This window comes from Neorhizobium vignae (genome assembly GCF_000732195.1).
In the GTDB taxonomy this organism is placed as follows: domain Bacteria; phylum Pseudomonadota; class Alphaproteobacteria; order Rhizobiales; family Rhizobiaceae; genus Neorhizobium; species Neorhizobium vignae.
On the sequence record NZ_JNNU01000014.1, the window covers coordinates 11,967 to 33,945 of the forward strand.

The window sequence follows — 21,979 nt, forward strand, 5'->3', positions numbered from 1 at the left end:
TAAGTCTCAAGAGGTTAGTAAAAAATGTCGCTCGCATCAGCATTGTCTACGGCACAGTCGATCTTCACCAACTCCGGCACGCAGTCGGCTGTATCGGCGAAGAACATCGCTAATGCACAGAACCCCGATTACACCCGCCGATCCGCAATGGTCGTGACCGGCGGCAACGGGGCCATTATCGGCGACATTACACGCTCCTACAGCGAGCCGCTGCTGCGCCAGACGATCGCAAGCTCGTCGATCGCCAGCGGCCAGCGGACGGTGCTGGACGGCCTGCAGGAAATCAAGAACCTGATGGGGGGGAACGACAACGAGCTCTCCCCTGCCAAACTGATTGCCGCCTTCCGCAACAATCTCGATGCTTTCGCCGGAAAGGCAAACGATACCGGCATCGGCATCGCCTTCATCTCAAGCGCCCGGGACGTTGCGGCCGGCCTGAACATCGCATCCGACAAGCTTCAGCAGATCCGCAAGGATGCGGACGATCAGATCAAGCAGAACGTCACCGATCTGAATGCGCTGCTTGCAAAGTTCGAGACTGTCAACAACCAGGTCAAGAACGCGGTCTCCAGCGGCACGGATCCGAACGACTCTCTCGATGAGCGCGACGGCCTCGTCAAGAAGATCTCCGAAATCGTCGGGGTCACGTCCTATACCCGCGGCGGCAACGACATGGTGCTCTACACCACGGACGGCACGACGCTGTTCGAGGCGGTACCGCGCAAGGTGACATTCCAGCATACCGCAGCCTTCGACGCATCGACGACCGGCAACGGCGTCTATATCGACGGCGTGGCGCTCAAGGCCGGGGATTCAGGCAACACGACCGCCAAGGGCTCGCTCCAGGCGCATATGCAGATCCGCGACAAGATCGCACCGACCTTCCAGAGCCAGCTCGACGAAATCGCCCGAGGTCTGATCACCTCGTTTGCGGAAACCGGACCGACCGGCGCACTGGTCCCGATGACCGGCCTCTTTACATACAAGGATGCCGCCGGCGTGCAGCAGACGGCCATTCCCGCCGCCGGCACGATCGTTCCGGGCCTCGCCTCCAAGATCTTCGTCAATCCGGTGGTCGTCCCTCCGGCAGGCACGCCCGACAAGGTGCGCGACGGTGGCATCAACGGCATTGCCTACGTCGTCAACACGGGCGGCAGCAGCTACGGGGACCTCCTCGACAAGTATAACCAAAACCTGACCGGCCCGATGGCTTTCGACACGGACACGGAAATCGCCGATGCGCCGGACGTCCTCTCTTTTGCCGCGGACTCCATGGGCTGGCTCGAGCAGCTTCGCAGCACGGCGACCGCCGCAGACGAGACGAAGACGGCCATGCTGTCGCGCAGCCTTGAAGCGTTTTCCAGCAACACGGGCGTCAGCCTCGACGAGGAGCTTTCCCTGCTTCTCGATATCGAGCAGTCCTACAAGGCCGGCGCCAAGCTCATGTCGACGGTCGATGATATGATGAAGGCCCTTTTGGATATTGCGAGCTGATCATGAAGACCTCTTTCATTTCCACATTGTCGATCCAGACCACGATGCGAAATTCCATCTCGAACGTTCAGCGCGAGATGGTGAAGGCGAACCAGGAGGCCGTGAGCCAGAAGCACGCCGATCTCGGCGTCACGCTCGGCGCCAATACCTCGCGCGCTATCGATCTCTCCCGCGACATCACCCGCACCGACTCGCTGCTGACCACGGCGGCGCTCGCGACTCAGCGTCTCGAAACAGCCGAACTTGCGCTCAAGAGCATGAACGAGCAGGGTTTAAAGATTCAGAGCGCGATCCTGACGCTGGGAAGCTCGGCCGACGAAACGAGCCTGGCGACGGCGCGCATGGCCATGTCCGACGCGCTGGACGCGTTCACCAACTTCGCCAACACTGCCGTTCAGGGCGAATATATCTTCTCCGGCATCAATTCCGACGTGAAGCCGCTCGATGATTATTTCGCGCCGGGATCGCCGGCCAAGGCCGCGGTCGCCGCCGAACTTACCCAATACCTGTCGGACAATGCCATTCCGAGCAAGGAGCAGATGACGCAGGCCCAGATGAACGGCTTCCTGGACAAGCTGGAAAGCAAGTTCAACGGTTCCTCTCCGCTGACGAACCCGCCGCATCCCGTGGGGGTCGTCGGCCAGGACTTCTGGAAGACCTTTTTCTCGGATGCCAGCGACGAGAACATGAAGAGCCGCATCAGCCCGACGGAAGTGGTCGAAAGCTCGACCAATGCCAACAGCCAGGGCATGCGGAACTTCGCTTTCGCATCGATCATCTCGATGGAATACCTGCAGACCGGGATGGACAAGGATGCCCGCGCAGCCGTGGCCACGCGTACCACCAGCGTCATCAACAAGGCGATGAACAGCGAGGGCAGCATCAACCAGCAGCGGACGTCGGTCGGTATCTATACCGAACGCGTCTCCAAGGCTGAGGAAAGGTTGCGGGCGCAGAAAGACATTCTGACGACCAGCCTCGGAAGCATGGAGAACGTCGATCCGGCAGAGGCGGCAACCCGTCTCAACACGATGAAGACGCTTCTCGAAACTGCATATACAGTAACGGCAAAGATACAGCAGCTGAGCCTGGCCAACTTCCTTTGATGAATAAAGGAAGGCTCGTGACGAAGGATACATGAATGTACCAATTTTCATATGCCGAGATCATGGAGGACGGCGTTGCCAACGCCAAGGATCGCGAACGGCAGGCCCTGGATCGTTCTATCGATCTTCTGATCGCGGCTCGCGACGAGAAGAACTATACGCGCACCACGGTTGAGGCTTTGTTCTACACCCGGCGTGTCTGGATCCGCTTTGTCGAGGATCTGAAGCATCCGGATAACGAATTGGCCAATGAACTTCGTGCGGATCTGATCTCGATCGCAATCTGGATACTGAAGGAATGCGAAAAGATCAGAAACCGCGAATCGACCAATTTCCAGGGCATTATCGATGTGACCACCATCATCAGGGATGGACTTAAATGAAAAGTACGCTTCGCATCTCTTTGAAATCCGGCGAGCGGATATTTATCAACGGCGCGGTTCTGCGCGTTGATCGCAAGGTCGCGCTGGAATTTCTCAATGACGTCACGTTCCTTCTGGAGAACCATGTTCTTCAGCCGGAAGATGCGACGACGCCGCTTCGGCAGCTCTACTTTATCGCCCAGATGATGCTCATCAACCCGGATGGCAAGGAACAGTCGACGACATTGTTCCGCAAGTCGGTGGCAATGCTGCTGACCTGCTTTACCGACGATGAGATGCTGGCTGAACTCAAGCGCATCGACGGCATGGTTGCATCCGGCCGGGCCTTCGACGCTCTGAAGGCAATCCGTGCGCTCTACCCCATCGAAGACCGTATCCTCAACAATAGGGAACTCGCGCCGGCAACTGTCGAGCGGATTCGCAAGGAGATCGCACCGTGGCGGTAGACTCGATCAACACCAACAACCCTTATGCACTGGGCAACGGCAAGGCAGCGTCGTCCGACGCTTCGGCCGCAGGTCTGAACTACGACAACTTCCTGCAGCTCCTCATCGCCCAGATGAAGTATCAGGATCCGACCGACCCGATGGATGCGAGCGAGCAGATTGCCCAGCTCGCCACCTTCTCGCAGGTCGAGCAGTCCGTGAAGATGAACTCAAACCTGCAGTCGCTCATCCAGGCGAACTCGTTCTCGCAGGCAGCCGATATGATCGGCAAGTACATCACCAGCGCCGACGACAAGACCACCGGTATGATCAAACAGGTGGAAATCTACTCCGACGGTCTGGTGGCGATCACCGAGAAGGGTGATAAGGTTCTCATACAGCCGGGAATCATTCTCTCGAATCAACCTCCGGCGACGACCCCTCCACCGACCACTGCCGACACCGGTGACCAAGACGACGCGGCATGACGCCGAAACATTAAAGCAGACGGAGCCGGCGCAATGAATGAAGCCGATGCCCTTGATATCATGCAGGCGGCGATCTGGACGATCCTGATCGCCTCCGGTCCCGCGGTCCTTGTGGCGATGGTCGTGGGCGTCCTGATCGCATTTCTCCAGGCTCTGACGCAGATCCAGGAGATGACGTTGACTTTCGTGCCGAAAATCGTCGCCATCATGATCACGATCGGCATTACCGCGCCGTTTATCGGCGGCCAGATCAATCTTTTTGCCAATCTGGTATTCTCGCGGGTGCAATCGGGGTTCTGACCCGGTTGTCGCCCGCCCATCCTTTTTCATCTACCCCACCTTCGCGCAAGCTTCGCCCTTTAGGCAGGACATGAACTGGTAGGAGTACTTCCTGCCGCCATCTCATGAAGAGACGGGAAAGTCATGGCGCAACCACCTTCACTATCCATTCCGAAAGTAGCCCCGAACGGTCGCGATCTCGGATTTGCGGGCGGCATCGTCGCCATCCTCTGTATCCTCTTCCTGCCGATCCCGCCGTTCCTGATCGACCTTGGCCTTGCCTTCTCGATCGCGTTCTCGGTTCTGATCCTGATGGTGGCGCTGTGGATCCAGCGGCCGCTGGACTTCTCGTCCTTCCCGACCATCCTGCTCATCGCCACCATGGTGCGATTGTCGCTCAACATCGCAACGACGCGCGTGATCCTGTCGCACGGCCACGAGGGTCATGGCGCGGCCGGTAACGTGATTCAGGGCTTCTCCGGCCTCGTCATGTCCGGCGACTTCGTGATCGGCGTGATCGTCTTCATGATCCTCGTCACGGTGAACTTCATCGTCATCACCAAGGGTGCCACCCGTATCGCGGAAGTCGGCGCCCGCTTCACCCTCGACGCCATCCCCGGCAAGCAGATGTCGATCGACGCGGACCTTTCGGCCGGCATCATCGACGAGAAGGAAGCCCAGCGACGCCGCTCCGAGCTGGAAGAGGAAAGCTCCTTCTTCGGGGCCATGGACGGTGCGTCCAAATTCGTTCGCGGCGATGCGATCGCCGGCCTCATCATCACCGCCATCAACATCTTCGGCGGCATCATCATCGGCTATTTCCGCCATGACATGCAGATCGGCGAAGCCGCCGATGTCTTCGTCAAGCTGTCGGTCGGTGACGGTATCGTCACGCAGATCCCGGCCCTCATCGTTTCGCTTGCCGCCGGTCTGCTGGTCACCCGCGGGGGTACGGCCGGCTCCACCGACAAGGCCGTCGTCGATCAGCTGAGCGGTTATCCGCGCGCCCTTTCGATGTCCGCCGGTCTGATGGCGCTTCTGGCGATCATCCCCGGACTGCCCTTCCTGCCCTTCATGGCACTCGGCGGCCTGATGGGTTTCGGCGCCTGGCTTGTTCCGCGCCGTATCGAGGCTGAGAACAAGGCTCGTCGCGAAGACGAGGAGCAGAAGGTCGTCCAGACCAAGGAGATGGAGAAGGACTCCGTCAAGTCGGTTCTCAAGACGTCCGAAATCGAGCTCGCTCTCGGCAAGCAGGTCTCCACCCGACTGCTCGGCGCCCACCAGGAACTCGCCTTCCGCGTCGGCAAGATGCGCAAGAAGTTCGCGACGCAATACGGTTTCGTGGTGCCGGAAATCAAGGTTACCGACGACATCTCGATCCAGGAAAAGTCCTACCAGATCCGGATCCACGGCACGACGATCGCGTCGAACGCCCTGCGGGTCGGCGACGTCCTCGTGGTCACCGGATCCGGCCGCAAGCCGAGCATCCCGGGCGACGAGATTCGCGAACCCGCATTCGGCATGCCGGCGGTGTCGATCCTCGAAACCTTCGCCGAAGACTTGAAGCGTGAAGGCTTCCACCCGATCGACAACGTCTCGGTCGTGCTGACCCACTTGTCGGAAGTCATCCGCAACAACCTGCCGCAGCTTCTCTCCTACAAGGATGTGAAGATCCTGATCGAGCGTCTCGATCCGGAATACAAGAAGCTCGCAGACGAGATCTGCTCGTCGCACATGTCCTATTCGGGACTGCAGGCGGTGCTGAAGCTTCTGCTTGCCGAGCGCGTTTCGATCCGCAACCTGCATCTCATCCTGGAAGCGGTGGCCGAGCTTGCGCCGCATGTGCGCAAGACGGAGCAGATCGTCGAGCACGTGCGCGTCCGCATGTCGCAGCAGCTCTGCGGCGACCTCGCCGACAACGGAGTGCTGCGCGTACTCCGTCTCGGCAACAAATGGGACATGCTGTTCCATCAGGCGCTCAAGCGCGACGGCAAGGGCGAGGTTGTGGAATTCGACATCGACCCGCGCACGCTTGAAGAGTTCAGCGAACAGGCGACGAAAGTCATCCGCGAATTCATGGATCGCGGCCTGCCCTTCGTGCTCGTCACCTCGCCGGAAACGCGTTCCTACGTCCGCATGATCATCGAGCGGCTGTTCGCGACCCTGCCGGTTCTTTCCCATGTGGAACTCGCCAAGGGCCTCGAAATCAAGATACTGGGCGCCATTTCGTGATAGACTGTCCGCAAAGGACGATTCTCGCATGATTACAGACCCGCAGGGGACCATTCTCGCACTTTTCCTTGCGTTTTGCCGCATGGGTACGTGCGTGATGGTTCTTCCGGGTCTGGGAAGCGGCCGCGTGCCGGTTCAGGTGCGGTTGTTCGTGGCGGTCGCCCTGTCCATGGCAGTGCTGCCGGTTCTTTGGGATCAGATTTATCCAAGAGCCTCCGAGCCGACAGCCACCTATCTTGGCCTCATCTTCACCGAGGCCTTGATCGGCGCGGTCTATGGATTGATAGCCCGGCTCTATACGCTTGGCATGCAATTTGCCGGCACGATCCTGACCATGTCGATCGGTTTCACGGCGCCTGGCGGCCATGACATTTTCGAAGACTCCCAGGAAAACCAGCTGACCATTCTGCTGACGCTGAGCGGCCTGCTACTCCTGTTCATGATGGATTTCCATCACATCGTGTTCCGCGCGCTGGTCGATTCCTATGCGGCGACGCCGGTGGGCGCGCTGATCGATCCGCAGAAGATACTGATCACGCTGACCGACACGCTGCGCGCGTCGACCATCATCATGTTGCGGCTGGCAAGTCCGTTCCTGATCTTCGGCCTGATGTTCAACGTGGCGATCGGTCTCATCAACAAGATGGCGCCGCAGATCCCGATCTTCTTCATCTCGACGCCCTTCCTGCTGATGGGAGGGCTTTTCCTTCTCTATCTGTCGATCGCCGCCTTTATCCGCCAGTATGCGGATGGTTTCGCGCCGATCTTCCGGTCCTTCTAGGAGATCGCAATGGCAGGTTCAGTCAAGCGGTCGGACAAGCTCAAACGCCTCGTGGCGGTCCAGCGGCATCTCGAGACGATGGCCGAGCACGAGCTCGCCGCGACGACCCGGCACCGTGCCGAAGTCAATCAGTCGATGGAAGACGTCATCGATGCGATCGGCTCGATGAACCCGGTCCACCGCCAGTTCTCTCAGCATTATTCGGAACGCTTCGGCCGCCTGACCACCAAGGAACGCCAGCTTGCCGGCGTTCAGCAGATCCAGGAAATGAAGGTGCTCAAGGAGCGGACCAAGGCCGACCGCCTGGAAGAGAACATGAAGGACGCGCGTGATCACGAAGACCGCGAAGTGGCCGACGAGGCGATCTACGAGCTCATCGATATCACGCTCGCCCTCGAGCAAGTCAAATAGACAGGCCAGCCTCCAGCAAGCTTCGACCTTCATAGTCTCGTCATTGCACTGATTGCCGGTTCGATCGAGGTCGGGCGGGATCATGTGCCATTTCAAATTGTTGCTGCGCTCTTGCACCGTTAGGGATGCGGCTCGCGGCAGTCATGAAAGGAGCTGACGTGGCGATTTCACCTCCGAGCGACTTGGTCATGGACGTCGTCCGCGCTGCGGACCCGTCTGCCGTTCAAGAAGCGCAGGCCAAGCTGAAGGCGAACAAGGCGGCCTTTGCCGCGACCAGCCTTGCCGAAGTTGGCAAGGGTTTTGGTGCAGCCATGAAATTCATCGATACGCCCGGCACGGCGGCGGGTCTCGGCAATCCGGAGGCACCGAAGAAGGTCGCCGAAATGCCGGACGAATACCGCAAGTTCGAAGCATCGGTTCTTTCGACATTCGTGAATTCCATGCTCCCGAAGGAGACCGAGGAAGTTTACGGCAAGGGCTCCGCCGGTGAATTCTGGAAGGGCATGATGGCCGAGAAGATCGCCGAGGAAATGTCGAAAAAGGGCGGTGTCGGCATCGCCGAACAGATGTATTCGCAGGCGCTCGCCCGTGCGGAGCGTCAGGCCTCGGTCAATCCGACCACCAATGAGACTGATCGCAGCCGCGCAATCAGCATGATCACCGATTTCGAGCGACAGGTGCTCGGCGTCGGAAAGAAGAGTGAGGCCTGACATGCATCAGACTGGGGCAGAGAACATGGAAGTTGTTTCGAATGATTATCGCATCAAGACCGTGCTTGGCCGGTTGGAGATGATAATCGACAACGAAAATCAGCGGATCGGCCGCGATCCGGAATTCGACCTGAAAGTGTCGAACGCGCACAAAAGCCGCTGCCTCTACGAATTGACCATGCTGTTCCGCGGCACCGATCCGAAGCAGCTTGCCACGGGCCATATCGATCAGATGCATGGTTTGAAGAGCAAGCTGGCGCTCAATGCCCGCCGGGTCGAAGCGCATCTTCACGCTGTTCGCGCCGTCGCCGATCTCTTGAAGAACGCCGCTCGCGATGCGGACGACGACGGTACCTACACCCAAGAACAGTTCACCTACGGCGAGGCCTGATGGTCAAGCTCCTTCTCACTGGTCTGTGGGTCTGCATCGTCACGCTTGGGGCGGTGTATTTCTCCGTGCAGATGTCCGCAGCACCTGCGCCGGTCGACGAAGAGGCCAGGCGGAAGGAACTTCTCGAACTGGTGCGCGGGGAATCGATCACCATTCCTATGATCGCGGACGGTGCCATCACCGGTTATTTCTTGAGCCGTGTCTCGTTCATGATGGACAAGGAAAAGATCAAGAATACCAAGCTGCCGATCACCGAACTGACGACGGACCAGCTTTTCACGCTGCTGATCGGCAATCAGATGGTCGACCTCAGCAAGCCCGGCGCCTTCAACCTCGAAAAATTTCGCACCAGCATCAAGGACAACTTCAACAAGAAGCTCGGCGAAGGACTGGTGGCGGAGGTCCTGGTCGAGCAGCTCGACTACCTCTCCAAGGAAGACATTCGCAACAACGCATCGCGCGGAAACAAGAACCCGAACCCCGGGAAGAAGATTGTCGAGGGCGTGAAGATCGAAGACCCCAAAGCTTCGCCGACGGCCGGCCACTGACGCCCCCTACGGTGTCAACACAGCGAATATAGGCCGGCCCTGGTGGTCGGCCTTTTTTGTTGCGAGAGCCTCGGAAATACGGGCATTGTTCGCATTTTACCAATCGATTTAAAGGCGATTTCAGAGCGCGCTGCTAGACCTTGGGGACGAATTGGTCTTGCCCCATGGGGAGCGCATAATGAACGCATCCGGAGACTTCCTCGCATCCGCGTCACCCCGGACCCTGTTCGGCCTGCGTGTCTGCGATCTCGGATGGAACGCAACGCTCGGCCTCGTGGAAAGCCTGATCGCGTTACGCGGCAATCGTACCACGCTCGGTTTCCTGGACGAGCGGACGGCTTTCCGTCAGATGGTCGATCCCGGCTACCGCAGTCAGTTGGGCCGCAGGGTGCTTCTGCCGGGTGGCGGCCGCGCCTTCAGCATCCTCGCCAAAGCGCGGCGTGAAAAACCGACGCCGGTGCGTTTTTCGGCCAGGATGTTCGTGCCAGCCCTGTTGAGCTTCCTGGAAAAGGGTCATCGCATCGGCATAGCCGGCGAGGACACCGCGCGGGTCGAAGCCCTCCGCGAGCATTTCGCCCGCCATGCCCCCTGGCATGACGTGGCGATTGTAACCCTCGACCAGGATATGCCGCAGCGTTTCGACCTTATCCTCGTCGATGCTGCAGGCCTTGACCAGGAGCGGCGGGTCGAACGCCGGCTCGCTTCGGTCCGCACCGGCTTGGTGGTCATGACCGGGGCAGGGTTGTCCAGCTTCATCGAAGGCAAATCGGCACCCGCGGTGCCCCAGGCGGCAGTCCCATCCCGGCAGCCGTCTTTCGCCTGACAAGTTAACCCTTTCTTTGCCATGAAATTTTAGACTGTCTTAATCAGAGGGCTGCCCGCGGGATGCCGGCGGCCTCAGATTAGCGCGGTCATCCCATGTATCAGTCGGTGAAAATCGAAGACGACCGAAACACTGACCCGGCAGCTATGCTCGCCGGCACCGGTTCCGTGTTCGCCGGACTGCGATCCGTCGCCCTCAAGGTTGGCGCCCTCACGGTGGTCGGTGCTCTTTTGCCGCTGCTTTTCGTGGAGACGGTTCCGCATCAGTTCAGCGCCGAGACCCGGCTGAAGGTCGAGGCAGCGAGCGAAGTCACAATCAACACGGCTGCCGCGACGCTGCGCTCCAGGACCAGTCTCGACAATGTCATCCGCGCCCTGAATCTCGGCCGCGACAGTGAGTTTTCGGTCGACCGCCCGAGCGTCGTCAGGATCCTGTCCGATATCGTCTCCGGCGAGGCGATGACCGTGTCCGAGGCCGAGAACCGGCTGCGCGAGCGACTTTCCCAGGCGATTGTCACGAGTTACGACCGCCGTGCCGGCCAGCTTGCGATCTCCGTCACGGCGGGAGAGCCGGAAGAGGCAGCCCGCATCGCCAACATGCTCGGCGACGCCTTTCACGATGAAATCGCCTTCTCCGGTACGAAATCTTCCGCACCGGTCGTGGAGAAGCTGCGCCAGACACTCGAACATGCCCAAGCCGCCCTTTCCGGCTTCATCGCCGAGACGGACGAGCAGAAGCTTGCCGAACTGCGCCGGACCGAGGGCGACGGACAGCAGCTCACCGCGGAAATAAACGACGCGACGGCGCAGCTTGGCGAGTTGAAGCAGAAGGCAGCGCAGGCGTCCGCCATGAAGCTCTCGGACGTGCTGAACAAGCCCCTGCCGGACAGTCTCGAATATACCGGCCTCGACTATCAGCGGCAGAGGCATGTCGAGGCAAAGCTTGCCGTCGATCAGCTTTCGAGCGATCTCGGCCCGCGTCACCCGCGGCTTGCTGCGGCTCAGGCGGCGCTGGCGGATGTGAAAGACGACATCCAGGAAGCGCTGAAACAGCTCGGGACCTCGCTTCGTCAGCAGGAGGCTGCCGCAGCCAAACATCTGGCTGAGCTGAAGGCGCGGCAGGAGAAAAAACCCGACGACAAGGAAATAGCCGATTCCGCAGCAAGGCTTGCGGCTCTCGAAGCTGCCGTGGACGAGGCACAGCGAAATTACCTCGAAGCGCTGCACGGAGCCGAGGCCAAGGCATCCACGGGCAAAGTGTCGGTCGTCGTTCCGGCCGTGGCGGCATCTGCGGCCGTCCTGGGTCCCTCATCCGCCGAGCTTTCGGGCATTGGTGCCCTGATCGGGTTCTCCCTCGGCGTCGCCCTGGCCTTTCTGACGCGCCGTGCGCCGAGGTCGGCGACCTCCGCCGACGAAATGAATCCGGCCGAGGAGCCCGCGCCGATTGTCGACCGGGACCTGCTGGCGGAGCATCTGGACGAGCAGGATTTCCTCCCTGAGGAGTATGATCCGGCTTACGATCGGTTTGCCTATGAGCCGCAGCCGTCCTGGCGCCCGCGCCATCCGGCGCCAGCCAATGACAGTCCGCTTGCCGACCACATCCGCGAAATGCTGATGGTCAATCGCCGTCCGGCCCCGGATGTAGAGCTTCCTTCCCTGGTCGCGGCCGTCATGGCGGGCCGTCTTGCCGACGGGCCGTCCTATGGTGCACCCCGTCGCCCGGCCCCGTCCCCGTCCCCGGAGGAAGTCCGAAAGGCGGAAGAACTTCGCGAGCTTCGCCGTAATATGGCGGAGTTGCGCGAACGGGTTCAGGTCTATTCCGACCGCCGGAACGCCTCCCGAGGATAAGAAGCCTGCGACATCGAATCCGCTTGCATTTGCTGTCTGCGACCAGCATAGGGCGTTGGTGGGCTAATTCAGAATATGCTCAATGTATACATTGGTGGCGGTTTCAAGCGGGAGGTGCGCATGGCTGTGGTGATCGATGGTAAAGAGGCGGCAGCATCGGTAATCACCGCGGTGACCGGGGCTTCGGCTTCGCTCGAGAGGGAAACCGGCGTGAAGCCAGGCCTTGCAGTCGTCATCGTCGGCGACGATCCGGCCAGCCACGCCTATGTCAGCTCCAAGAGCAAGATGGCCAAGCAGTGCGGTTTCAAATCGATCCAGCACAGTCTGCCCGAGGAGACCACTCAGGAAACGCTTGAGAAACTGGTTTCCGAGCTCAATGCCGATCCGTCCATCCATGGCATTCTCGTCCAGCTCCCGCTGCCGAAGCACCTGAACGCGGAGCCGGTCATCCTGTCGATCTCGCCGAACAAGGACGTCGACGGTCTGCACGTCGTCAATGCCGGCAAGATCGCTACCGGCGACCTTGAGACAGGCTTGATTTCCTGCACGCCTGCCGGGGCCATGTTGTTGGTAAACCGTATACATGGTCGCGACCTTTCGGGTCTCAACGCTGTCGTCATCGGCCGCTCCAACCTGTTCGGCAAACCGATGGGCCTGCTGCTCCTGGCCGCCAATGCGACCGTTACCATGGCGCATTCCAAGACGAAGGACCTCGGGTCCGTATGCCGCAACGCCGATATCCTGGTTGCCGCCGTCGGCCGGCCGCAGATGGTCAAGGCCGACTGGGTGAAGCCCGGGGCAACCGTCATCGATGTCGGCATCAACCGCGTCGCCGCGCCCGACAAGGGCGAGGGCAAGACCCGGCTGGTCGGTGACGTGGCCTATGCGGAAGCCGCTGAAGTTGCCGGCGCCATCACCCCGGTCCCCGGCGGTGTCGGCCCGATGACGATAGCCATGCTGATGGCCAACACCGTCATCGCCGCCTACCGCACGGCCGGCAAAACCGCACCCAGTTTCTGATCCTGCGGGGACGGATTTTTTCATTTGTTCCACGTCGGCTGCGCGGGGGTTGACTCCTCGGCGAGAGCGTTAAATCACTTCCCATGTTTTGGAACTCCCGGCAGGGTAGAAATTGCTGGGACAGTGGGAGGATATTTCAATGAAGGCATCATTTTGGATCGGTACGGCGCTGGCGACGCTTCTTGCCGGTGGCGCGGTCGCCCAGGAGCTGAAATTCGCGCCCGGCCAGGATTCGAAATTCAGCTGGAAGAGCTATGAGGATTTCAAGGCTGCCCATGCCAATCTCAAGGGACAGAGCCTGACGCTTTTCGGACCCTGGCGCGGCGAGGACGAGGTCCTCTTCAACAGCGTTCTGGCTTATTTCAATGCCGCGACGGGCATCAACGGCCGCTATTCCTCCTCGGAAAATTACGAACAGCAGATCGTCATCGACACGCAGGCCGGTTCTCCCCCGAACATCGCCATCATTCCGCAGCCCGGCCTCCTGGCCGATCTCGCAGCCAAGGGCTTCCTGACCTCGCTCGGCCAGGAGAACTCCGACTGGGTCAAGACCAACTACGGCTCGGGTGCGGACTGGATCCGTTACGGCACCTACAAGGGCAAGGACGGCAAGGAGGCCTATTTCGGGTTCCCCTTCAAGGCCGATTTCAAGTCCATGGTCTGGTATGTGCCCGAAAACTTCGAGGAAGCCGGTTACGAAGTTCCGAAGACCATGGAGGATCTGATCAAGCTCAGTGACCAGATCGTCGAAGACGGCGGTGTTCCATGGTGTATCGGTCTCGGCTCCGGCGGCGCGACGGGCTGGCCGGCGACGGACTGGGTCGAGGACATGATGCTGCGCACCCAGAAGCCGGAAATCTACGACAAGTGGGTGAGCAACGAAGTCAAGTTCAATGATCCGGCTGTTGTTGGCGCGATCGATGAATTCGGCAAGTTCGCCAAAAATCCGAAATATGTCAGCGGTGGGGTTGCGGCCGTTTCCTCCACCGACTTCCGCGACAGCCCGAAGGGCCTCTTCGGCATTCCGCCGAAATGCTACCTGCATCATCAGGCATCCTTCGTTCCGTCCTTCTTCCCGCCGGGTACGAAACTCGGCACCGATGCCGACTTCTTCTACCTGCCTACCTATGCTTCGAAGCCGGAACTCGGAACCCCGGTCCTCGGTGCCGGCACGATGTTTGCCATCACCAAGGATTCGCCCGCCGCCAAGGCCTTCATCGAATTCCTGAAGACGCCGATCGCCCACGAGGTCTGGATGGCGCAGTCGTCGTTCCTGACGCCCTTCAAGGGTGCCAATTCGAACGCCTATGCCAATGAGGTGCTCAAAAAGCAGGGGGAACTTCTGACCACCGCCACGACCTTCCGTTTCGACGCCTCCGACCAGATGCCGGGCAAGATCGGCGCCGGTGCGTTCTGGACCGGCATGGTCGACTATGTCGGCGGCAAGGATGCCAAGACCGTGGCGACCGACATCCAGAAGGCATGGGACGGTTTGAAATAAGCCTCCCCCAAGGTTCTCGAAATACGACCGCGCCGGACACCGGCGCGGTACAATAAAAAGCGACGCATAAAACGGTAAAAAGGGGAGAGCCATGATATCGCAGATCGTTTCAGCCGTCGGCGTCGTGATCGCCGGCGTTTTCGTCTGTGCTCTGTATTACTGGCTCTCCGACAAGATCCTGCAGATCATCTTTCCTGTCCCGGTGGAGAATGTCCGCGCAGCCTCCGTCAATCTCAACCGCCGCGCCATGGTGCGCCCCTGGTTGTTTCTCGGCCCGGCGCTGATCCTGCTGGTCGTCTATCTCGTCTATCCGGTCGTCGCCACCTTCATCCTTTCCTTCTACGACCGGTCGGGCGGCAATTTCGTCGGACTTGCGAACTATCGCTGGGCCATCCAGGACGCGCAGTTCCGCCAGTCCATCTTCAACAACATCCTCTGGCTCGCCGTGGTGCCGGCGGCGTGTACGTTCTTCGGCCTCGTCATCGCGGTGCTGACCGACCGCATCTGGTGGGGCAACCTCGCCAAAAGCCTGATCTTCATGCCGATGGCGATTTCCTTCGTCGGCGCTTCGGTCATCTGGAAGTTCATCTACGAATATCGCGGCGGCAGCGAAACGCAGATCGGCCTCCTCAACGCCATCGTGCAGGCGATTGGCGGCTCTCCGCAGGTGTGGATCTCGCTGCCGTTCTGGAACAACTTTTTCCTGATGGCGATCCTGATCTGGATCCAGACGGGCTTTGCCATGGTCATCCTCTCGGCCGCACTCCGCGGCATTCCCGAGGAGACGATCGAGGCGGCGGTGATCGACGGCGCCAACGGCTGGCAGATCTTTTGGAAGATCATGGTACCGCAGATCTGGGGCACGATCGCCGTCGTCTGGACGACGATCACCATTCTCGTGCTCAAGGTCTTCGATATCGTGCTGACCATGACCAACGGCCAGTGGAACACCATGGTTCTCGCAAACCTAATGTTCGACTGGATGTTCCGCGGCGGGGGAGACAGCGGACGAAGTGCGGTCATCGCGCTGGTCATCATGGCCGCCGTCACCCCGATCATGATCTGGAACATCCGCCAGGCGAACAAGGAAATGGGAGGCCATTGAGATGAGCGCAGTAGCAAGCCTCCGCCGTGTCGGCCTTCCGCGCCTTATCGTCCACGTCTCCGTCCTTGTCATCTGCATCATCTGGCTCATCCCGACGCTCGGCATCCTCGTCACCTCCTTTCGAGAAGCGGGTCAGATTACGGCCTCAGGCTGGTGGACCGCCTTTACGGGCGCCGCCGAGACGAGTGCCGCACGCCTCGGCGAGCCTTCAACCGCCAGGCAGGAAGGCGCGAACTACGTGATTTCCGGTTCGGTCTTCGAGGGAGGGAAGGGCGGCACCGTGCGCGCCTTCGGCACCCGCGTTGCCGCGCCGACGGAATTTACCGCCGGACAGGCCGCCGATATCGGCAACGGCGAGACGCTGACCGTCAACGAGGACGGCAGCTATACCTATTCCAAGAACGCGCCTTTCGAGGGCCGCGGCAAGCGCGTTTACCTGTCCGTTGCCACTCCACCGTCCTTCACCACCGAAAATTACCGCACGGTGCTGACCTCTCAAGGGATCGGCCAGTCCTTCGTCAACTCGCTGACCGTCGCGGTTCCCGCAACCATCATTCCGATCCTGATCGCCGCCTTTGCGGCCTATGCCCTGTCCTGGATGGAGTTTCCCGGGCGCGCCCTCATCATCGCCCTGGTGGTCGGGCTGATTGTCGTGCCCCTGCAGATGTCGCTCATTCCGCTTCTGAAGATGTATAACGAGATCGGCAATTTCTTCGGCGTGCCGTCTCGCAGTTATGCGGGCATCTGGCTTGCGCACTCCGCTTTCGGCATGCCGCTCGCGATCTATCTTCTGCGCAACTACATTTCCGGACTGCCGCGAGAAATCATCGAATCCGCCCGTGTCGACGGCGCCAGCGATTTCGAGATCTTCGTCAAGATCATCCTGCCGCTGTCATTCCCGGCGCTCGCATCCTTCTCGATCTTCCAGTTCCTCTGGACCTGGAACGACCTCCTCGTCGCTATGGTCTTTCTTGGAACCGGCAAGGATCAATTGGTCCTCACCGGCGCCCTGAACGCGCTTCTGGGCTCCATGGGTGGAAAGTGGGAAATCCTGACGGCTTCGGCCTTCATAACAATCGTCGTGCCGATTATCGTCTTTTTCGCTCTGCAACGGTATTTGGTTCGCGGCCTGCTCGCCGGCTCCGTCAAAGGCGGTTGACCAGGGCGGCTGATCAACATCGAACGATAACAGGATTTTGAATGAGCGTTTCAGCAGAGGCCCCCGCAGCACCGGACAAGGACTGGTGGCGTGGGGCGGTTATTTACCAGATTTACCCGCGCTCCTATCAGGACTCGAACGGCGACGGCATCGGCGATCTGAAGGGCATTACCGCCCGCCTGCCGCATGTGGCAGCGCTCGGCGCGGACGCGATCTGGATCTCCCCCTTCTTCCCGTCGCCGATGCGGGATTTCGGCTACGACGTCTCGAACTACACGGACGTCGATCCGATGTTCGGTTCTCTGTTGGATTTCGACGGTCTGATTTCCGAGGCGCACCGGCTCGGCATCAAGGTGATGATCGATCTCGTCATGTCGCACAGTTCTGACCAGCACCACTGGTTCATCGAGAGCCGGTCCAGCCGCTTCAACCCCAAGGCCGACTGGTATGTCTGGGCTGATGCGAAGCCGGACGGCACGCCGCCCAACAACTGGCTGTCCATCTTCGGCGGGTCCGCTTGGCATTGGGACCCGACCCGCATGCAATATTACATGCACAATTTCCTGACCTCGCAGCCGGACCTCAATCTGCACAATGCGGAAGTCCAGGACGCGCTGCTCGACATGACGCGCTTCTGGCTGAAGCGCGGCGTCGACGGTTTCCGCCTCGACACGATCAACTTCTATTTCCATGACAAGGAACTGCGCGACAACCCGGCGCTCGATCCCTCGCGCCGCAACGCCTCCACCGCGCCGGCGGTGAACCCCTATAACTTCCAGGAGCATCTCTACGACAAGAACCGGCCGGAGAACCTGGAATTCCTGCGGCGCTTCCGCGCCGTGCTCGACGAGTTCCCGGCGATCGCCGCCGTCGGCGAGGTCGGCGACAGCCAGCGCGGCCTGGAGATCGTCGGGGAATACACGTCCGGCAACGACAAGATGCAGATGTGCTATGCGTTCGAATTCCTGGCGCCCGATCCGCTGACGCCAGCGCGCGTGTCTGAGGTACAGAAAGCGTTCTCGGTCGCGGCACCCGATGGTTGGGCCTGCTGGGCCTTCTCGAACCATGACGTGGTCCGCCATGTCAGCCGCTGGGGCCATGACGTTCTTGACCGCGACAGTTACGCCAAGATGGCATCCGCCATCCTGATGTCCCAGCGCGGCTCGGTGTGCATCTATCAGGGCGAGGAACTCGGATTGACCGAGGCGGATATCGCCTATGCCGACCTGCAGGATCCCTACGGCATCCAGTTCTGGCCCGAATTCAAGGGCCGCGACGGTTGCCGCACCCCGATGGTCTGGGACAGCCAGGCATTGCAGGCTGGCTTCTCCACGGCGGAGAAAACCTGGCTGCCGATCCCGGTCGAACATCAGCTTCGGGCCGTCGGCGCTCAATACGGCGATCCCGCATCGGTTCTGGAACAGTACCGACGTTTCCTCGCCTTCCGCAAGCAGCACCCGGCCTTTGCCAAGGGCGACATCGAATTCCTGGCCGAGGACGGCGCCGTTCTCGGTTACAAGCGCCAATACGGCAACGAGACGTTGCTCTGCCTGTTCAACATGAGCGCGGTGGAAACGGCAACCGAACTGCCGGCCGGCGATTGGGAAGTGCTGTCCGGCCACGGCTTCGAAAGCGGGCTTGACGGCAGGCGTGTCGAACTACCGGCTTGGGGGGCGTTCTTCGCCCATCACGCGTAACGAGAACAAAGGGGAGGAAAACATGGCTGGTGTCGTTCTGAAGGATATCCGCAAGGCCTACGGCCAGGTGAAGGTGCTGCACGGCATCGACCTGGAAATCAGCCAGGGCGAGTTCGTGGTGTTTGTCGGGCCCTCCGGTTGCGGCAAGTCCACGTTGCTGCGGATGATCTCCGGCCTTGAAAGCATCACTGGGGGCGAGATGTTCATCGACGGCCAGCTCGTCAATGACGTGCCGCCGTCGCGGCGCGGCATCGCCATGGTCTTCCAGTCCTATGCTCTCTATCCGCATATGACGGTCTACGACAACATGGCCTTCGGCATGCGGATCGCCAAGGAAAGCCGTGACGAGATCGACCGCCGGGTGCGTGCGGCGGCCGATATCCTCCAGCTCGCTCCCTATCTCGACCGCCTGCCGAAGGCGCTGTCCGGCGGCCAGCGCCAGCGTGTCGCCATCGGCCGCGCCATTTGCCGCGATCCGAAGGTCTTCCTGTTCGATGAACCGCTTTCTAATCTCGACGCGGCGCTGCGCGTCGCCACCCGCATCGAGATCGCCAAGCTGAAGGATTCGATGCCCGACACGACGATGGTCTACGTGACGCACGACCAGGTGGAGGCGATGACGCTCGCCGACCGCATCGTCGTTCTTTCCGCCGGCCGGATCGAACAGGTCGGCGCCCCGCTCGAACTCTACGAGCGGCCGCAGAACCTCTTCGTCGCGCGCTTCATCGGCTCGCCGGCGATGAACATCATCCCGGCCACGGTGACGGAAACCGGCGAGACGACCACGGTTGCGCTGAAGGGCGGAAAATCGGTGCACCTGCCGGTGCCGACGGCGGCTTCCGAAAAGGGCAAGACCGCCAGTTTCGGGGTGCGGCCGGAAGATTTGTCGATCGCTTCAGGCGAGGACTACCTCTTCGAAGGCCAGATCGGGATCATAGAGGCGCTCGGCGAGGTGACGCTGCTTTATATCGAAGGCTTGGCCGATGAAGAACCGATCATCGCCAAGATACCTGGCATTTTGCAGGTGAAGAAGGGCGACACGATGCGCTTCTCGGCAGACCTCAAGAAACTGCACCTTTTCGATGCGGAAGGTAAGGCCTACCGTATCTAGGAGTAACCGCCTGTTTACTATGATTTTGCGATATGCATTTGGAGTTGTTCTGATTTGAGACTTCAAAACTCTCTGTTAAATTTCGCCGGCTAGGCTTCCTCCATAAGGCAATGGAGGGATGTCGTGAGCGCGACTCCAAGTAACAAAAATCACTTTTTGAACAAGGAAGAGTCTTTCATGTACGACCGGGAAGCCCGGTTCAAGATGGAAGACACGATGAATGCGGCGCGTATCGAATATACGGAAAATGGCGTGATGAACATGGCGCAGCGCCGCTGTGACGTCATCCGTATCTCGATGAGCGGCGCCGTCCTCGGCATCCTGACCCAGTATAATCTGCCGAAGCAGTTTTATCTCGATATTCCCGATGCGCGCATTTCCAAGGTCGGTTGCCTGCTGATGCGCACCAACGCCAACAACACAATCGAAGTGCGTTTCCTGTCACTGCTCAAGCAGAAGGAACTGGACCGCATCTTCGTATTCTCGACCCATCCGAACCATCGCGACCGGACGCTGGATATCCGCTCCTGGTAGCCTGGTTCATGACCTTAAATGGAAACGGCGGCTCCACGGCCGCCGTTCTTGTTTCTGCCGGCAATCAGCCTGTTTAAGCAAACACGCTCGCGCCCATGTCCGCGGTACCGACATGGCGGCGGAAGGGGGCGAAGAGTTCGCGGCCCATGCCGAACTCGTTGTCGGAAAGATCGACGACGACCGGTGTGCGAGCCCCGAACTCCGCGGCGTCGACCAGCACTTCCAGCGTTCCGGCGACAGCGTCGAGGCGGATCATGTCGCCGTCCTTGATCTTGGCGATCGGCCCGCCGTCGCAGGCTTCGGGGGTGATGTGGATCGCGGCCGGCACCTTGCCGGAGGCGCCCGACATGCGCCCGTCGGTGACCAAGGCCACCTTGAAGCCGCGGTCCTGGAGAACGCCGAGCGGGGGAGTGAGACGGTGCAGTTCCGGCATGCCGTTCGCCTTCGGTCCCTGGAAGCGCACGACGGCGATGAAATCCCTGTTGAGTTCGCCACGCTTGAACGCTTCCTGCAACCCATGCTGATCGTGGAAGACAATCGCCGGCGCTTCGACGATGTGGCGTTCCGGCTTGACGGCGGAAATCTTGATGACGGCCTTGCCGAGGTTGCCCTTCAGCATCTTGAGACCGCCATTCGACTGGAAAGGGGTCTCGATCGGCGCCAGGACCTTCAGATCGCCGCTCTGATCCGGGATCGCCTCGCGGGTGACCTGGCCCTTGGCGTCCAGCTTCGCCTCGACCGTATAGGCTTCCAGCCCGTGGCCGAAGACGGTGCGCACGTCGTCATGCACCATGCCGGTCTTCAGGAGCTGCTTGATCAGGAACCCCATGCCGCCGGCGGCATGGAAATGGTTCACGTCGGCAAGCCCGTTCGGATAGACGCGGGCAAGCAGCGGCACCACATCGGAGAGCTCGGAAATATCCTGCCAGGTGAGCAGGATGCCGGCAGCGCGGGCCATGGCGACGAGGTGGAGGGTGTGGTTGGTCGAGCCGCCGGTCGCATGCAGGCCGACGACGCCGTTGACGACGGAGCGTTCGTCGATCATCTCGCCGGCCGGGGTGAATTCATTGCCGAGCGCCGTGATCGCCAGCGCCCGCTTGGCGGCCTCGCGGGTCAGCGCTTCGCGCAGCGGCGTGCCCGGATTGACGAAGGAGGCGCCGGGCATGTGGAAGCCCATGATCTCCATCAGCATCTGGTTGGAATTGGCCGTGCCGTAGAAGGTGCAGGTGCCGGGGCCGTGATAGGACTTCGATTCCGCCTCGAGCAGTTCGGCGCGGCCGACCTTGCCCTCTGCATAAAGCTGGCGGATGCGCGACTTCTCGTCGTTCGGAAGCCCTGTGGTCATCGGGCCGGCAGGAATGAAGACGGAGGGGAGATGGCCAAAGCTGAGCGCCGCGATGACGAGACCCGGCACGATCTTGTCGCAGATGCCGAGGAAGACAGCCGCATCGAACATGTTGTGCGAGAGGCCGATGCCGGCCGCCATGGCGATCGCGTCGCGCGAGAACAGCGACAGTTCCATGCCCGGCTGGCCCTGGGTGACGCCGTCGCACATGGCCGGCACGCCGCCGGCGACCTGCGCGATACCGCCGGCTTCCCGCGCCGCCTCGCGGATGATCGCCGGGAAGGTCTCGTAGGGCTGGTGCGCCGAGAGCATGTCGTTATAGGCGGTGATGATGCCGAGGTTCGGGACGACGTCTCCTGCGAGCGCGTCCTTCTCGGCGGGGGAACAGACCGCAAAGCCATGGGCGAGATTGCCGCAGGAGAGCGTCGATCTGTGTGGCCCTCGTGTTGCCGCTCGTCGAACGCGGTCGAGATAGGCTTCGCGATGGGGTTTCGAGCGTTCGACGATACGGGCGGTGATTGCCTCGATGCTGGAATGAGCGGCCATGGTCTTGTCCTCTTGTGCTCAACCCCGGCTTGGGAGGGACAGG

22 protein-coding genes are annotated in these 21,979 nt (G+C 60.7%); 21 read left to right on the forward strand and 1 reads right to left on the reverse strand.

The genetic code is table 11. The annotated features are described in order from the left end of the window. Positions 1–24: 24 nt before the first annotated feature. From flgK to GQ59_RS22350, 21 genes are all read left to right on the forward strand, one after another. Positions 25–1,494: a flagellar hook-associated protein FlgK gene (gene flgK / locus GQ59_RS22250; protein WP_037085204.1), complete on the forward strand. Its 1,470-nt coding sequence runs from the start codon at positions 25–27 to the stop codon at positions 1,492–1,494. Positions 1,495–1,496: 2 nt separating this feature from the next. Continuing rightward, positions 1,497–2,600, forward strand: coding sequence for a flagellar hook-associated family protein (locus GQ59_RS22255; protein ID WP_037085207.1), 1,104 nt, complete (start codon positions 1,497–1,499; stop codon positions 2,598–2,600). 35 nt (positions 2,601–2,635) lie between these two features. Next, positions 2,636–2,983, forward strand: a complete 348-nt coding sequence (gene flaF / locus GQ59_RS22260) for a flagellar biosynthesis regulator FlaF (protein ID WP_037085209.1) — start codon at positions 2,636–2,638, stop codon at positions 2,981–2,983. Next, positions 2,980–3,429, forward strand: a complete 450-nt coding sequence (flbT, locus tag GQ59_RS22265) for a flagellar biosynthesis repressor FlbT (protein ID WP_037085211.1) — start codon at positions 2,980–2,982, stop codon at positions 3,427–3,429. The genes flaF and flbT overlap by 4 nt, the downstream gene beginning before the upstream one ends. Beyond that, entirely contained in the window at positions 3,420–3,896 is a 477-nt protein-coding gene (flgD, locus tag GQ59_RS22270) for a flagellar hook assembly protein FlgD (protein ID WP_037085213.1), read from the forward strand. Before flbT ends, flgD begins: the two co-directional genes overlap by 10 nt. A gap of 33 nt (positions 3,897–3,929) precedes the next feature. Beyond that, a complete protein-coding gene (gene fliQ / locus GQ59_RS22275) occupies positions 3,930–4,196 on the forward strand; it encodes a flagellar biosynthesis protein FliQ (protein ID WP_037085216.1) in 267 nt (88 codons plus the stop codon). A 123-nt stretch (positions 4,197–4,319) separates the two neighbouring features. Further along, positions 4,320–6,407, forward strand: a complete 2,088-nt coding sequence (gene flhA / locus GQ59_RS22280) for a flagellar biosynthesis protein FlhA (protein WP_037085218.1) — start codon at positions 4,320–4,322, stop codon at positions 6,405–6,407. A 28-nt stretch (positions 6,408–6,435) separates the two neighbouring features. Further along, positions 6,436–7,188 (forward strand): flagellar biosynthetic protein FliR, encoded by a 753-nt coding sequence (fliR, locus tag GQ59_RS22285; protein WP_037085221.1) that lies wholly within the window; start codon positions 6,436–6,438, stop codon positions 7,186–7,188. A 9-nt stretch (positions 7,189–7,197) separates the two neighbouring features. Beyond that, the gene (locus GQ59_RS22290) at positions 7,198–7,599 is read left to right on the forward strand and encodes a hypothetical protein (RefSeq protein WP_037085224.1); all 402 of its coding nucleotides are present in this window, start codon (positions 7,198–7,200) and stop codon (positions 7,597–7,599) included. 158 nt (positions 7,600–7,757) lie between these two features. Beyond that, positions 7,758–8,309 carry a rod-binding protein gene (locus tag GQ59_RS22295; RefSeq protein ID WP_037085226.1) on the forward strand — a complete coding sequence of 184 codons (552 nt, stop codon included), beginning with the start codon at positions 7,758–7,760 and terminating at the stop codon, positions 8,307–8,309. Positions 8,310–8,334: 25 nt separating this feature from the next. After that, positions 8,335–8,700, forward strand: a complete 366-nt coding sequence (locus tag GQ59_RS22300; protein ID WP_037085524.1) for a hypothetical protein — start codon at positions 8,335–8,337, stop codon at positions 8,698–8,700. Further along, positions 8,700–9,248, forward strand: coding sequence for a hypothetical protein (locus GQ59_RS22305; RefSeq protein ID WP_037085228.1), 549 nt, complete (start codon positions 8,700–8,702; stop codon positions 9,246–9,248). Before GQ59_RS22300 ends, GQ59_RS22305 begins: the two co-directional genes overlap by 1 nt. A gap of 178 nt (positions 9,249–9,426) precedes the next feature. After that, positions 9,427–10,071, forward strand: a complete 645-nt coding sequence (locus GQ59_RS22310) for a hypothetical protein (protein WP_037085231.1) — start codon at positions 9,427–9,429, stop codon at positions 10,069–10,071. A 107-nt stretch (positions 10,072–10,178) separates the two neighbouring features. Further along, positions 10,179–11,918 (forward strand): GumC domain-containing protein, encoded by a 1,740-nt coding sequence (locus tag GQ59_RS22315; RefSeq protein WP_162183311.1) that lies wholly within the window; start codon positions 10,179–10,181, stop codon positions 11,916–11,918. Positions 11,919–12,038: 120 nt separating this feature from the next. Continuing rightward, entirely contained in the window at positions 12,039–12,938 is a 900-nt protein-coding gene (folD, locus tag GQ59_RS22320) for a bifunctional methylenetetrahydrofolate dehydrogenase/methenyltetrahydrofolate cyclohydrolase FolD (RefSeq protein ID WP_037085238.1), read from the forward strand. A gap of 139 nt (positions 12,939–13,077) precedes the next feature. Continuing rightward, a complete protein-coding gene (locus tag GQ59_RS22325; RefSeq protein WP_037085240.1) occupies positions 13,078–14,439 on the forward strand; it encodes an ABC transporter substrate-binding protein in 1,362 nt (453 codons plus the stop codon). Positions 14,440–14,530: 91 nt separating this feature from the next. Beyond that, positions 14,531–15,544, forward strand: coding sequence for a carbohydrate ABC transporter permease (locus tag GQ59_RS22330; RefSeq protein ID WP_037085243.1), 1,014 nt, complete (start codon positions 14,531–14,533; stop codon positions 15,542–15,544). 1 nt (position 15,545) lies between these two features. Further along, complete coding sequence (locus GQ59_RS22335; protein WP_037085245.1) at positions 15,546–16,703, forward strand: carbohydrate ABC transporter permease; 1,158 nt, start codon at positions 15,546–15,548, stop codon at positions 16,701–16,703. Positions 16,704–16,744: 41 nt separating this feature from the next. After that, positions 16,745–18,400 carry a beta-galactosidase BglA gene (bglA, locus tag GQ59_RS22340; RefSeq protein ID WP_037085247.1) on the forward strand — a complete coding sequence of 552 codons (1,656 nt, stop codon included), beginning with the start codon at positions 16,745–16,747 and terminating at the stop codon, positions 18,398–18,400. Positions 18,401–18,422: 22 nt separating this feature from the next. Continuing rightward, on the forward strand, positions 18,423–19,511 hold the full coding sequence (locus tag GQ59_RS22345) for an ABC transporter ATP-binding protein (RefSeq protein ID WP_037085249.1): 1,089 nt from the start codon (positions 18,423–18,425) through the stop codon (positions 19,509–19,511). A gap of 177 nt (positions 19,512–19,688) precedes the next feature. After that, positions 19,689–20,045: a hypothetical protein gene (locus GQ59_RS22350; protein WP_037085252.1), complete on the forward strand. Its 357-nt coding sequence runs from the start codon at positions 19,689–19,691 to the stop codon at positions 20,043–20,045. 73 nt (positions 20,046–20,118) lie between these two features. Here GQ59_RS22350 and edd read toward each other — a convergent pair whose 3' ends face one another. Further along, the gene (edd, locus tag GQ59_RS22355; RefSeq protein WP_037085254.1) at positions 20,119–21,936 is read right to left on the reverse strand and encodes a phosphogluconate dehydratase; all 1,818 of its coding nucleotides are present in this window, start codon (positions 21,934–21,936) and stop codon (positions 20,119–20,121) included. Between the last annotated feature and the right edge of the window lie 43 nt (positions 21,937–21,979).

What these genes read in the sequence shown, in the direction of transcription:
- edd (WP_037085254.1), bottom strand. Translation starts at nt 21,936, where the DNA reads ATGGCCGCTCATTCCAGCATCGAGGCAATCACCGCCCGTATCGTCGAA.
- GQ59_RS22310 (WP_037085231.1), top strand. Translation starts at nt 9,427, where the DNA reads ATGAACGCATCCGGAGACTTCCTCGCATCCGCGTCACCCCGGACCCTG.
- GQ59_RS22345 (WP_037085249.1), top strand. Translation starts at nt 18,423, where the DNA reads ATGGCTGGTGTCGTTCTGAAGGATATCCGCAAGGCCTACGGCCAGGTG.
- GQ59_RS22335 (WP_037085245.1), top strand. Translation starts at nt 15,546, where the DNA reads ATGAGCGCAGTAGCAAGCCTCCGCCGTGTCGGCCTTCCGCGCCTTATC.
- GQ59_RS22290 (WP_037085224.1), top strand. Translation starts at nt 7,198, where the DNA reads ATGGCAGGTTCAGTCAAGCGGTCGGACAAGCTCAAACGCCTCGTGGCG.
- GQ59_RS22255 (WP_037085207.1), top strand. Translation starts at nt 1,497, where the DNA reads ATGAAGACCTCTTTCATTTCCACATTGTCGATCCAGACCACGATGCGA.
- flaF (WP_037085209.1), top strand. Translation starts at nt 2,636, where the DNA reads ATGTACCAATTTTCATATGCCGAGATCATGGAGGACGGCGTTGCCAAC.
- flhA (WP_037085218.1), top strand. Translation starts at nt 4,320, where the DNA reads ATGGCGCAACCACCTTCACTATCCATTCCGAAAGTAGCCCCGAACGGT.
- fliQ (WP_037085216.1), top strand. Translation starts at nt 3,930, where the DNA reads ATGAATGAAGCCGATGCCCTTGATATCATGCAGGCGGCGATCTGGACG.
- flgK (WP_037085204.1), top strand. Translation starts at nt 25, where the DNA reads ATGTCGCTCGCATCAGCATTGTCTACGGCACAGTCGATCTTCACCAAC.
- fliR (WP_037085221.1), top strand. Translation starts at nt 6,436, where the DNA reads ATGATTACAGACCCGCAGGGGACCATTCTCGCACTTTTCCTTGCGTTT.
- bglA (WP_037085247.1), top strand. Translation starts at nt 16,745, where the DNA reads ATGAGCGTTTCAGCAGAGGCCCCCGCAGCACCGGACAAGGACTGGTGG.
- GQ59_RS22330 (WP_037085243.1), top strand. Translation starts at nt 14,531, where the DNA reads ATGATATCGCAGATCGTTTCAGCCGTCGGCGTCGTGATCGCCGGCGTT.
- flbT (WP_037085211.1), top strand. Translation starts at nt 2,980, where the DNA reads ATGAAAAGTACGCTTCGCATCTCTTTGAAATCCGGCGAGCGGATATTT.
- folD (WP_037085238.1), top strand. Translation starts at nt 12,039, where the DNA reads ATGGCTGTGGTGATCGATGGTAAAGAGGCGGCAGCATCGGTAATCACC.
- GQ59_RS22305 (WP_037085228.1), top strand. Translation starts at nt 8,700, where the DNA reads ATGGTCAAGCTCCTTCTCACTGGTCTGTGGGTCTGCATCGTCACGCTT.
- GQ59_RS22325 (WP_037085240.1), top strand. Translation starts at nt 13,078, where the DNA reads ATGAAGGCATCATTTTGGATCGGTACGGCGCTGGCGACGCTTCTTGCC.
- GQ59_RS22350 (WP_037085252.1), top strand. Translation starts at nt 19,689, where the DNA reads ATGTACGACCGGGAAGCCCGGTTCAAGATGGAAGACACGATGAATGCG.
- GQ59_RS22300 (WP_037085524.1), top strand. Translation starts at nt 8,335, where the DNA reads ATGGAAGTTGTTTCGAATGATTATCGCATCAAGACCGTGCTTGGCCGG.